The 13128-nt window shown below is 35.1% G+C and carries 10 protein-coding genes and 1 pseudogene; 7 read left to right on the top strand and 4 right to left on the bottom strand.

The window, feature by feature from the left end; translation table 11 throughout:
* Nucleotides 1-31: 31 nt before the first annotated feature.
* Both CJF42_RS07905 and CJF42_RS28525 read left to right on the top strand, forming a co-directional pair.
* Nucleotides 32-298, top strand: a pseudogene (locus CJF42_RS07905) (LysE family transporter); the annotation flags it as partial.
* Nucleotides 299-1313: 1015 nt separating this feature from the next.
* Entirely contained in the window at nt 1314-3056 is a 1743-nt protein-coding gene (locus CJF42_RS28525; RefSeq protein WP_252097557.1) for an alpha/beta hydrolase, read from the top strand.
* A gap of 244 nt (nt 3057-3300) precedes the next feature.
* Here the strand turns inward: CJF42_RS28525 and ggt are convergent, their stop codons facing one another.
* Nucleotides 3301-5064 carry a gamma-glutamyltransferase gene (gene ggt, locus CJF42_RS07895; RefSeq protein WP_095366156.1) on the bottom strand — a complete coding sequence of 588 codons (1764 nt, stop codon included), beginning with the start codon at nt 5062-5064 and terminating at the stop codon, nt 3301-3303.
* A 160-nt stretch (nt 5065-5224) separates the two neighbouring features.
* A complete protein-coding gene (locus CJF42_RS27340; RefSeq protein ID WP_170940529.1) occupies nt 5225-5422 on the bottom strand; it encodes a hypothetical protein in 198 nt (65 codons plus the stop codon).
* Between the two features lie 155 nt (nt 5423-5577).
* Here CJF42_RS27340 and CJF42_RS07885 point away from each other — a divergent pair, with 155 nt between their 5' ends.
* Both CJF42_RS07885 and zwf read left to right on the top strand, forming a co-directional pair.
* The gene (locus tag CJF42_RS07885) at nt 5578-5775 is read left to right on the top strand and encodes a hypothetical protein (protein WP_095366155.1); all 198 of its coding nucleotides are present in this window, start codon (nt 5578-5580) and stop codon (nt 5773-5775) included.
* Between the two features lie 410 nt (nt 5776-6185).
* A complete protein-coding gene (gene zwf, locus CJF42_RS07880) occupies nt 6186-7649 on the top strand; it encodes a glucose-6-phosphate dehydrogenase (RefSeq protein WP_095366154.1) in 1464 nt (487 codons plus the stop codon).
* A gap of 119 nt (nt 7650-7768) precedes the next feature.
* Here zwf and deoD read toward each other — a convergent pair whose 3' ends face one another.
* Complete coding sequence (gene deoD / locus CJF42_RS07875) at nt 7769-8470, bottom strand: purine-nucleoside phosphorylase (protein WP_095366153.1); 702 nt, start codon at nt 8468-8470, stop codon at nt 7769-7771.
* 29 nt (nt 8471-8499) lie between these two features.
* Nucleotides 8500-9714, bottom strand: coding sequence for a phosphopentomutase (locus CJF42_RS07870; protein ID WP_095366152.1), 1215 nt, complete (start codon nt 9712-9714; stop codon nt 8500-8502).
* A gap of 600 nt (nt 9715-10314) precedes the next feature.
* Here CJF42_RS07870 and udk point away from each other — a divergent pair.
* The 3 genes from udk to CJF42_RS07855 are packed head-to-tail and all read left to right on the top strand — an operon-like array spanning nt 10315 to nt 13077.
* On the top strand, nt 10315-10944 hold the full coding sequence (udk, locus tag CJF42_RS07865) for a uridine kinase (RefSeq protein ID WP_095366151.1): 630 nt from the start codon (nt 10315-10317) through the stop codon (nt 10942-10944).
* Between the two features lie 38 nt (nt 10945-10982).
* Nucleotides 10983-12206, top strand: coding sequence for a NupC/NupG family nucleoside CNT transporter (locus tag CJF42_RS07860; RefSeq protein ID WP_095366150.1), 1224 nt, complete (start codon nt 10983-10985; stop codon nt 12204-12206).
* A gap of 31 nt (nt 12207-12237) precedes the next feature.
* Nucleotides 12238-13077: an isopenicillin N synthase family dioxygenase gene (locus tag CJF42_RS07855; RefSeq protein WP_095366149.1), complete on the top strand. Its 840-nt coding sequence runs from the start codon at nt 12238-12240 to the stop codon at nt 13075-13077.
* The last annotated feature ends 51 nt before the right edge of the window (nt 13078-13128 follow it).

Here is a 13128-nt window from a genome sequence, read left to right as displayed (position 1 = left end):
CACGGGTTATTGAGGTGTTACAGGATTTTTTAATAATCTATTGAATCCTAAAGCTTTACTATTTTTTAGTTTGTTTTTACCTCAATTTACAACTGGCAACTCTGCATTATCAATTCAAATTATTTTTCTCGGTGTATTGCTAAGTGTTATTGGGTTGTTTTCAAATGTAGTGTTTGCACTTTCGTTTAGCCAATTTGGTAAGTTAGTAGGTAATAAATTCAATCTGGGTCGTCACATAGATGGTTTGCTAGGCTTTATCTTTTTGGGTTTAGCAACTCGTTTAGCTACAAATAAATAATCACTTATATATTTTCTAACTTTCAGTAATGGCTGGTGTGACAGTTAAAAGCATTCGATATTATGAAAATATTGATTATTATCTGAACCAATAAGATAAGTTTCGATGATACTTATGTCGTAATCGTAAAACAGATTAAACAAGCGTAAGAATGAGAGTTTAAGTTAGCAGAGATAAAACTTATATCGCAGGAGATTATATTCAACGGGTTTTACCTGTTTTAATCATGCTCAAAGTCATTGGGATAATGCCTGTGGATAGTTTATAACTAAAACAAATATAAAGTAATAGGTAAAAAAAAAGCCCTATAGGGCTTTTTTGGGAATTCATATCAACCGTCACCGATATGAGCAAGTAGCAAGTAATAAGAGTCAATCATCAATAGTTCAATATCAAGGGGCGGTAGATACTAGATTATCAATGACCTCACAGTTTAACGTACTGCTTAACGTTTACAGGTTTCTTTCTTTAAATCTAAATAAGCTTGGCTTCCTGCCAAAATGTCGTCCTTGTGGTCTGAGGTTAGGTACTGCGTTTCGTTGATAATGATTATCAGTTAGAATAACCCTCATGTCAACATCTAAATGATAATTATTTGCATCTTTTTTGATTGGTTGTAATTTCATCAAGATAATATCTTAATGTAGCTGAAAAAATTTTTCCGTAAAATGTTTATTCTATATAATATCGATAAAGAGAAGCCGACAGATTACCTGATTTATTTGGATTTAAGATGTTAGCATTAATTTTTATAAAGGCAGTTCTTCCGACATTGCAGGCATAAATCTTCACTTCCTTTATGGGGTTTCTTAAAACAAAATTGATAATCACCATGTATGTTTCATTGACTTTATTTTTAGTGCAATCTTTTACGAGTATTTTTTCAATTGGTTTAAACCTTAATTGATGTTCTTGCGTCTTAAGTTATACAGTCTTTAAAAAAGATATATGTCGCTTTTAATAGCTCGTGTTACTTTCTATTCAAGACCAAATTCTTATATTAAGGAAAATTTTTATGATTGCCCATTTTTTTTATTTATTATTAATTCTAGTTATAATTACAGGTTCATGTGCGACATCAGCCTCAGATATTTTAAATTGTGTTATTGATAAATATCATCAGCCAAATACCTCTGCGGGTGAGCTTCCTAATCCAGCAAAAAAAGGTGAATATAGATACCAAGTGGTTAATTATGGACAGAGACCATTTTTATTTAGTATCTCAAAACCGGATATCATTGCTCCGACAGTTAATTTACCTAGATTCCTTGAAAACTATTCAAGAAATCAAGGATATAAATATAATGCTTATCATGAATTTAATCACAAAAACTTGCCGCTTGAGGCTAAAGTTTGGTTGCCATTAGAAAACGACCCCTTACCCCTTGTATTATTAACTCATGGCAACTCTGCACCAGGTTTTGATTACCTTGGCGAATTACTTGCTAGCCGAGGTCATGTCGTAGTACAAGTAAATCAAACTTATTTGAATGATTTGAGAGGAGAAAATGGTGCTCGAGGCTGGATTTTACTTGAGCACCTTAACTTATTACGGAAATGGAATACTCAAAAAGGCCACTCTTTTTTTGGAAAACTAGATTTAGATAATATTGCTCTAGTTGGGATGTCTAGAGGAGGTGAGGCTGTTGCTTTGGCTGCGTCATTCAACCAATGGAATAATTTACCAAATAGTAATTATAAGGTAAATTTTGGTTTTGGTATCAAATCAGTTATCGCGTTAGCGCCTATGGATGGGCAATATCAACACGCTCATGGGAGAAATATCTTAAAAAATGTTAATTATCTTGTTTTACAAGGTGGACACGATGCAGATGTTTATCAGTTTCTTGGTAGCCAACAGTGGAATCGAACTCAATTCGATGATCATGATGAAAACTACTTTAAGCAGTCGATTTATATCTACCGCGCTAATCACATAAACTTCAATGAAAATATGTCTGATAATTTTCATTGGGGTAGCAAACAAGACTTTTATTCGAAATTACTGTCATCAGAACAACAAGAGCATTTAACCAAAGTTTTTGTTTCTGCTTTTTTAGAAGTGACCTTATCGAATAAAGAGGGTTATAAAAACATACTTCATAACCCTGTAATTCATGAATTTGAGCTACCAGAAGATATTTATGTTAGTCGTCATATGTCTTCTGATTTCAAAATGATAGAGGATTTTGAAAGTATATCTAACACAGAAAATATGTTTACAACTCTATCCCATAAAATATCAACAAAAGCTCAGAGTAATGTGGCGGTAGAACGGTTGCGTAACGGAACTAAAACGGCCAATAATATTTTAAAAATTGACCTAATCCAAGGAACTGAGACTCGATTGAATATTAAACTTTTAAAGGCTAAGTTACTATTTGATAAGCACAATTTAAAGTTTAATTTGCATTTTTCTTTAGCTCAACTAGATTCACAAGATCATAATGGTTGCCATTCATACAATTTACTATCTGATGCTCGAGTAGAGGTATTTGATAAATCAGTTTTAGTATATAAGCAAGGTTTGACTAATGCAGGGAGCCTTGCTCCTCTATTAGTTTCTGATTTTTCAGAGCTTGAAAAAGGTGATTTAAGGTATGCACCGACAGAGCCTGTATTACAAACGGTTACGATTCCTCTTGAGCTGAACAAACCAATCAGTAAAGAAAGCGAATTAGAAATTGTGCTTATTTTTGAACCAAAAAAAGCAATATCTATTATTGTGGATGATATTGGGATAACTAATTTTATTTAGTTCATGTTTTTTTGATTGGCTTTGGTTAATCACATGATTTCATGGATAGCTTCTTACGCTAAGCTAGCGATTCCTTTAGGATCAACAGACCTCAGCCATTTTTAAATAAGTCATGCAACTTAGACTCGGGCTAAGATAAGGTGTCGGCTGCGCGACACCTATCTATATTTGTTACCGAGCAAGATGGGAATATATTTCAGTAAATTCCCATTCGTTTCACTTTAACGATTATAAGGTTGAAAATTTACAGTTTAACAGCAACTGTGCCAGCATCAGGTCGACGCGGATCTGATACTCCATAGAACAAACCATTATTAAACATAATAGATTGAACACTGCCCATGGTTTTACCTGGTTTAATATTTTGTCCTTTAGCTTCTAATAGTTTTAAAGTATCAGGACTAAATCCAGCTTCAAACTCGAGTCGATCGGGTAACCATTGATGATGAACTCTAGGCGCATGAACTGCCTCTGCTATATTCATATCATGATCCATCACATTTATTAACACTTGTAAAACCGTGGTAATTATTCGGCTGCCACCTGGACTTCCGGTAATCACATAAGGTTTATTATCTTTAAAAATCATAGTGGGTGTCATGGAACTAAGTGGACGTTTATATGGTTGAATTGAATTAGCTTCGCCACCAATTAAACCAAATCCATTAGGCACACCAGGTTTAGATGAAAAATCATCCATTTCATTATTCATTAATATACCCGTTTTTGGGATAACTATGCCTGAGCCATATGAAAAATTTAGAGTGTAGGTATTCGATACTGCATTGCCATATTTATCCATTACAGAAAAATGTGTTGTATCAGGACTTTCATAAGGGGCTGGGTTTCCAGGTTTGATTTCACTAGAAGGCTTTGCTTTTGATAGTGATATTTTATTTGCTAATTCTTTGGCATATAACTTACTCGTAATGCCTTTAATTGGTACATTAAAGTGTTCTGGATCCCCTAAATATTCACTTCTATCTGCATAAGCAAGTTTCATCACTTCTGAAAGTAAATGGGTTGCATCTGCACTGCCATATCCCATTTCTTTCAAAGGAAAATGTTCCAAAATATTAAGCATTTGTGCTATGTGTACGCCACCTGAACTCGTTGGTGGCATGGAAGCAACTTGATAACCATTATAAGTAGTTGTTATCGCTTCTCTTTGGGCCACTTTGTATTTAGCCATGTCATCAAGTGTGATCAAACCGCCATTTTTAGCCATATCATTGACAATACGCTTAGCAATTTCTCCTTGGTAAAATTCAGATGGACCTTTTTCAGCAAGGCGTTTCAAAGTCCAAGCAAGGTCTGATTGAACTAAGGTTTCCCCTGGCTGGTAACTTTCTCCACCAGCTTTAAAATAAGCCTCGGCTGTTGCTTTGTTTGAAGTAAGCCAAGCTTTACGACTTTTCAGGTTTTCTGATAAATCATATGAAACTAAAAAGCCTTTCTCAGCTAGCTGTATAGCTGGCGTGATCACTTGCTTCCAACTCATAGAGCCATATTTTTCTAAGGCATATGATAAACCTGCAACAGTGCCTGGTACACCCGATGATAAATGACTAAAACGTGCTTTACTATTATCTACATTACCTTCTGTGTCTAAAAACATATCTCTATGTGCTTTTTTAGGCGCCATCTCACGATAATCGATTGCTATGGTTTTATTTTCTTCAGCAATATACGCAAGCATAAAGCCACCACCACCTAAGTTGCCAGCTCTTGGTAATACAACAGCTAAAGCTATACCTGTTGCAACCGCTGCATCAATCGCATTTCCGCCTTGTTCTAATATCTGAGCACCAATTTCACTGGCGATCATACGTTGGCTTGAAACCATGCCACCTTTGCCAATAACAGGATGATGTATGGTGTCATATCTAATAATTGCAGCGCTATCATCAATATGACTTTTTGTTGCAGCATACAATTGACCCGCACTTATCAATAAGAGTGCACTTAAAGCTAATTTTTTAACTGTGAGGCGTTTTTGTTTTACCATTTATTATTATCCTACTGAAAAACTCATACATAATACTTGATTTAAGCTCAATCTTTAAATCACTAAATACATTGTACTTAACATTGATATTTGATTAAAAAACTGACAGCGATATAAACACACTGTGTGTTAAACAAATTAACCTACAGATATATAAAATCTATTTCAAATAAATAAGATAACTATAACCTAAGTGTATATACCCAAGCCACTTCAAGATGTGAGGTTCAGGACTGCTGAGCAATTCATGATCTAGGCGCATCTTTGCATTAATGGTTACTCCCTTAAAAAAAGATGGACCGGCAATATGCTCCTGCATTGCTCTAGTACCTACATCCATGCAGGCAACAACGAGCATGATTTGCTCAGAAGTCCCTGTAAGGTTGGTTTATAAATACTTTATGCAGCGTTATTGATTTTGAAAAGGGAATAACCATGTTCTTCAATCAATGCCTTGCCTAAAGCATTTCTAATTCCAACTGAATCCTGCATCTTGAAGTGGTTTGGGTATAGATGAAATTAAAGATCAAAAATAAGTTTAAAAGTCATTTATTAAAACCAGAACTAACTATGGCAGTTATTACGGACATTGTGGCTGATATTTATGAGGTTTCGGGAACTGATTTGAGGAAGGTTAAAAAAGCCGCGATGTATTTATGGCAAGATATTTTGGATGCGCGGCTTGTGAAATCGCCGCTTTTTAAGTTTTGAACACGGGGTCTCAGTGAGCTTCATTACTCAGCAAATTAAGTAACTTAATGCAAGGGATAGAAAATTTTATAAAAATCTAATTGTTAATGAAGCGTATTATGAAGCAATCGATTTCTCCCCTGTTTCTTGTGCAACTTACCCATGTTCTTTATAGTAATTAACTTAAAAATCAGGTTTTTAACTTAATTTAATTGAAATTATTATTAAGTGTTTTAAAACAGTTGAATTAAAGATTTAAATGTTAAAATTGGTATATATGAAATGACCATGAAGAAGATATATTTTATAATTGCAATTATTAAAATAACATAGCCTGACTTAAACGAGATTGACACCGGTGTCAATTGTGTTTATTGTTAGTCTATCTGCACAAAAGTGCATTACTTAGCTTTGTTAATAAGAGAATAATCATGCTTAATCCATTTGATATTGTAATTTTTGGTGGCGGGGGAGACTTATCACTTCGTAAATTACTACCTGCAATGTATCGTGCATATCAAGAAGGCAATTTACCAGAGGGCTCTCGAATAGTGCCTACGGTACGTGAATTGGCAAATGAGCAAGAATTTTTAGAGAAAGTAAATCAAGGTTTGCAAGATCATTTATCACAAGGGGAATACAATAAAAAAGACTGGCAGAAATTCAGTGTTTTTATTAAGCCTTTAGCACTTAACGTGACTGAAGTTAATGATGGTTGGAAAGCGTTAAAAGCCATGCTAGAAACTGATTCATTAGATAAATCACGTGTTTTTTACTTATCTCTACCGCCAGCTGTTTACGGTAGCTGTTCTGAAGTTTTATCACAAATGAATTTAATTACAACAACATCACGTGTTGTTGTTGAAAAGCCAATTGGATATTGTGGTGAATCGGCTGAAGTGATTAATGCTAAAGTGGCTGAATATTTTGAAGAAGATCAAATCTTCCGTATTGATCATTATTTAGGTAAAGAAACAGTTCAAAACTTAATGGCATTACGTTTTTCTAATGTTATTTTTGAAAACTTATGGGACGCTAAAACCATAGATAATATTCAAATCAGTATCTCTGAAACCGTTGGCCTTGAAACTCGAGCTGGTTTTTATGATAAAGCAGGTGCATTGCGTGATATGGTTCAAAACCATTTATTACAGTTACTATGTTTAGTTGCAATGGAATCACCAAATAAATTATGTGCTAACAGCATACGTACAGAAAAGCTTAAAGTTTTAGAATCATTACGTCCTTTAGTCGACGAAGCTGTTGATGAAAATGTCGTTCGTGGCCAATATGTACCAGGTGAGCTAGATGGTAAAGTTGTACCTGGTTATTTAGAAGAGCTGACAACAGCATCACATACAGAAACTTTTGTTGCTATCAGGGCAAACATTGATAACTGGCGTTGGTCTGGCGTACCTTTTTACTTACGTACTGGTAAACGTATGAAAAAGCGTTGTGCTGAAATTATCGTAGAATATAAGCCTGTATCTCATAATGTATATCAAAATAATGTGGGTAATATTGAACCTAATCGTTTAATTATTCGTTTGCAGCCTGAAGAAAGCATTCAATTGACTCTGATGTCAAAACGTCTAGATAGTTTAGATATGCAATTAGAGCCAGTTACATTAAATTTAGATTTGTCTAAAGATTATACTAATGGTTTTCATTCAGATGCATACAAACGATTAATGCTAGATGCAGCAGCAAATAACCCTGCGCTATTTATTCATAGAAATGAAGTAAAGCAAGCGTGGGCTTGGATTGATCCTATTATTGAAAAGTGGGAAAAAGAAGGTACTCCGTCGCTATACAGAGCAGGTACTTGGGGGCCTGAAGCTGCTGATGAATTACTTATTCAAAAAGGCCATAAATGGTTTAACGTAGGAGAATAAATTTATTTAAGGTCACTTCGTGCTGAAATAAAAAGATAATTAAAAGGCTATAATAAAAATATATTATTGCCTTTTTGATTTTCATTAGGCAGTGACATTAATAGAAATATGAAACAGAGCTATAGAGACTCTAAAGCAATCTTTACCATTTCATTAAATGTATTTTGACGATCTTCAGCAGGTAAAGCTTCTCCTGTGAGCACATGATCACTCACAGTGAAAAGTGCCATGGCATTAGCGCCATATTCAGCTGCAACGCCATATAAACCAGCAGTTTCCATATCCACAGCCATAATTCCTAACTTATCTAGCACTTCGTAAAAGGTAGGATCAGCTTGATAAAAAGTATCTGTAGTAAATACATTACCTACTTTAGCGTTAATATCGAGTGTTCTAGCAGCTTTGACACCTTTTTCTAATAAATTAAAATCAGCAATCGCAGCAAAATCATAACCACGAACACGAGTACGATTTACGTTAGAATCTGTACTTGCACCTTGAGCAAAAATTACATCTCTAATTTTGATATCTTTACTAATGCCACCACAAGTACCGATCCGGATAAGGTTTTTAACGTCGTAACTTACGATAAGTTCACGCGCATAGATAGACATTGATGGAATGCCCATGCCTGAAGCCATAATGCTAACCGATTTACCTTTATAAGTGCCAGTAAAACCAAACATATTACGAACACCCGTTACTTGTCGCGCATCATCTAAAAAGTTTTCAGCAATATATTGTGCGCGAAGTGGGTCGCCTGGCATTAATACTGTTTGTGCAAAGTCATTTTCATTGGCACCGATATGTGGAGTACTCATATTTTTATCCTTTTTCTATATTTGTTCGATTATTTTATTTTTAATTGCTCGGCAAAACCTTCGCCATAATTTAATTTCGAAATATCAAACCATTGCGCTATTGTTTGTCCCATATCGGCAAAAGTATCTCTTTGTCCTAATGCAATAGGCTTCATGCCTTTGGTATAAGCTAATACAGGCACATATTCACGGGTATGCTCTGAACCAGGCCAAGTTGGATCACAGCCGTGATCTGCAGTAATGATAAGTAAATCATCTTGCTCTAATTCTTCTAATATGTTTGGTAAGTATTGATCAAACTGATTGAGTGCTTTTGCATATCCAATAGCATCACGTCTATGACCAAATTTTTCATCAAAATCGACTAAATTTGTAAATACTAAACTGTTATCTTTTGCTTCTTTAAATACTTGTTTTGTTTTTTCTAATAGATTCATTAAGCCCGGGGCTTTATGTTTTTCGTTTATACCTTGATGGGCATAAATATCAGCAATTTTCCCAATGCTGATCACATGAGTGCCTGCATCGGTTAACTTATCTAAAACTGTTGGGCTTGGCGGTAATACTGAAAAATCTCGACGGTTCCCTGTACGTGCAAAGTTATCACTTTTATCACCTAAAAATGGTCGGGCTATTACACGACCAATATTATATTCATTAACAAGTTCTCTTGTGACTTTACATAGTTTTAGCAGTTTTTCTAAGCCAAAATGTTCTTCGTGGGCAGCAATTTGGAAAATACTATCGGCAGAGGTATAACAAATAGGTTTACCAGTTTTGATATGTTCTTCACCTAATTGCTCTAGTATTGTGGTACCTGATGCATGACAATTGCCTAAAATTCCAGGAATGTCAGCGCGCTTGACTATTTCGTCTATCAGTTCTTGTGGAAATGTCGGAACTTGTTTTGGAAAATAACCCCAATCAAATAATACAGGCACGCCAGCCATTTCCCAGTGACCTGAAGGTGTATCTTTACCGGTTGAAATCTCTTTAGCATAACCCCAAGCTGTAATTGGTGTTTGTCGATCACTAATAATACATGGTTCTTTACCCGCAGCCTCACAGGCATCAATCAATCCCATACGAGATAGATTTGGTAAAGAGAGTTTATCACCTGTTTGCTTGTGATATTCAGCCAAAAGGTGGGCAAGGGTATTTGCACCTTGATCGCCAAAGTCTGCTGCGTCGGGTGCTGCGCCAATACCAACACTATCAGCCATTAAAATTAACGCTTTTGCCATAAGTAAACCTCAAATGTATCCGTTTAATAAAATATTTTACGCATTTATTTAAGTATACATTTAAGTTTATATTTAACTTATAACAAAGGACATTTGTCCGTAAAAATTATCATATGTTATTTAATCTTTTTTCTGCCTTTATTAGAGGTTGTTGATCTTTCAGGGTTAAATTTTGTTCGAGATAAAAGCATTTTAGTCGCGGCGAGTAGTGTGTAGTCTAGTCATTCTCAATAAATATCTTATAACGACGCAGTTGATCGCTTATCGTCTTGTCCTACGGGAGTTTTGGTAGAAAACGATAACGGCGTTATGATTCATAATCAGGAAAAAAAAACATGAATTATAAATCATACCTTGTACTCGTATCCTAACCCCAGATCTGAAACCTGCATTTCCAAGTAACTTGGTTATATACGAGTTTAAAACATTATTTGTATTAATAGGACTTGTTTTTTATATATATTTCTCCACCGGACATTTGTCCTGTTTGCAGTTGCACCAAGCAGGTAGATTGTCTTTTTTCTATCTAGCCACAGAGATTTTTTTTTTTATTTTTGTTATCGTAGGCTACTTTTGTTATTCGATTGGATGTAATTTTTTGTGACTAGAACCATCATAGCTATAGCTGGGGCATCAGCATCAGGAAAGTCTTTATTTAGCCAAACTATCTATAATGAGTTAGTTAATGAGTTAGAACCTGGCGCAATTGCTATTTTAGAAGAGGATGCATATTACCGTGATCAATCTCATTTGCCGTTTGATCATCGGACACAAACTAACTACGATCATCCTGATGCGTTTGAACATGAATTAATGTGTGAACATTTGATGCAACTGCGAGCAGGTAATGTGGTTGAAGTGCCTATTTATGATTATGCACAACATACTCGTAGTGAAAAAACGAGACGGATTAATCCGGCTAGAGTGATTATTGTTGAAGGTATATTATTACTATCTGATGAAAAATTACGCGAAGAATTTAATATTAAAGTATTTATAGATACCCCGTTAGATATTTGCTTAATGCGGAGAATGCAAAGAGATATTGAAGAGCGTGGTCGAAGTTTACCATCGGTTATAGAACAATATCAGGCAACAGTAAGACCCATGTTTTACCAGTTTATAGAACCATCAAAACAAAATGCTGATTTAGTAGTGACGCGTGGTGGTAAAAATAGAGTCGCGATTGATTTAATTAAAAGTAAAATCACACAAATATTACAACAATAATAATAGCTAAAAAGCTAGATTGAATTTTAGGATATTTAATGACAACAATCATGACATTGGTAGGTATGTCTACCTTACTATTGGTCGCGTTTATCGCATCAACCAATAGAAAAGCTATTAATTTACGTACAGTAGGCTGTGCTTTTGGTTTACAGATATTAATTGGTGGTTTTGTTTTATATTTTCCACTAGGCAAAGATATATTAGTTGCTGTATCAACTAAAGTATCAAGTGTGATCAGTTATGCCACTGATGGTATTAACTTTTTATTTGGTGATTTAGCATCGGGTAAAATGGGTTTTGTATTTGCTTTAAATGTTTTACCTATTATTGTGTTTTTCTCCGCCTTAGTTGCTGTACTTTATTACTTAGGCATTATGAACTGGATCATCAAAATTTTAGGAGGGGGATTACAAAAGATCTTAGGTACGTCAAAAACAGAATCTTTATCAGCCACAGCTAATATTTTTGTTGGCCAAACTGAAGCACCATTAGTTGTAAAACCTTTTATACCCACTATGACGCAATCAGAGCTATTTGCTGTAATGGTCGGAGGATTAGCAACAGTTGCAGGTTCGATATTAGCTGGTTATGTTGCAATTGGAATCGATCTTAAATATCTAATAGCTGCCAGCTTTATGGCAGCACCGGGTGGTTTCTTAATGGCAAAAATGATAGTGCCAGAGACACAAACTCCAATGGAAAGTTTAGAACAAATAAAAGTTGATGAAGATGACAAACCAGTAAACGTAATAGATGCAGCAGCTGGGGGAGCATCAAGTGGTATGCAACTCGCGTTGAATGTAGGTGCGATGTTACTGGCATTTGTTGCTCTAATTGCCATGCTTAACGGTATTTTAGGTGGCGTTGGTGAATGGTTTGGCATGCCAGATATAACAATTCAACAAATATTAGGATATATATTTGCACCTGTAGCTTGGATTTTAGGTGTTCCTTGGAGTGAAGCAATCACTGCAGGTAGTTTTATCGGGCAAAAATTAGTTGTTAACGAATTTGTGGCCTATCTTGATTTTATTAATTTTCGAGATCAGTTAAGTGAACATACGCAAGTTGTTATTACATTTGCATTATGTGGCTTTGCTAACTTATCTTCGATTGCAATTTTACTAGGTGGACTTGGTGGCATGGCTCCAAGTCGTCGTAAGGATATCGCCCGCCTAGGTCTCAGAGCAGTTATGGCAGGTTCCATGGCTAATTTAATGAGTGCTGCCATTGCCGGCTTTTTCTTATCAATTAGTTAAATTGATATATAAAATTTTAAGGGCGTCTTAGATGGAATTAAAAACAGTAGATTATAAAGCAGATAATGCAGCGGAGTTGTTTGTCGAATCATTACGTAATACTGGTTTCGGTGTATTAAAAAACCATCCAATTCCAAAAGAATTAGTTGAATCAATTTATGAAAATTGGCAAGCATTTTTTAATTCTGAAGAGAAAAGAAATTTTCCTTTTAGTAAAGAAAATCAAGATGGTTACTTTGGACCTGAAACATCAGAGATTGCCAAAGGGCACAAAGTTAAAGATATAAAAGAGTATTACCATGTATATCCTAAAGGTCGTGTACCGGCACAGCTTGAAGAACAAATTCGTGAGTACTATCGTTTAGCAAACGAACTTGCGGCTAATTTATTAACTTGGGTTCAAGAAAATGCACCTAAAGAAGTAAGAAATAAGTTTTCGATAGATCTTAAAGACATGATCGCAAGCTCAGAGCAAACTTTATTACGTATTTTACATTACCCGCCAATGACAGGTGATGAAGAACCCGGTGCGATTCGTGCTGCTGCTCATGGTGATATTAACTTATTAACTATATTACCAGCCGCAAACGAACCAGGCTTACAAGTATTAAATAAAGATGAGTCTTGGTTAGATGTACCAAGTGATTTTGGTCATTTAATCATTAACATTGGTGACATGCTGCAAGAAATGTCAGGTGGTTATTTCCCATCAACAATTCATCGAGTGATTAATCCAACAGGTAAAGCGTCAACTAAATCTCGTATTTCATTGCCTTTATTTTTACATCCTCGACCAGATGTTGTTTTATCTGAGCGATACACTGCGGATAGTTATTTAAACGAACGTTTAAGAGAGCTTGGTGTTAAATAGTTATTAAGTAAACAAGAATAAATTGAGTTTATGTTGATTTAAATAATAGAT

It is taken from the genome of Pseudoalteromonas sp. NBT06-2 (assembly GCF_002276045.1).
GTDB lineage: Bacteria > Pseudomonadota > Gammaproteobacteria > Enterobacterales > Alteromonadaceae > Pseudoalteromonas.
This window is presented reverse-complemented; position numbering and strand designations above follow the sequence as displayed.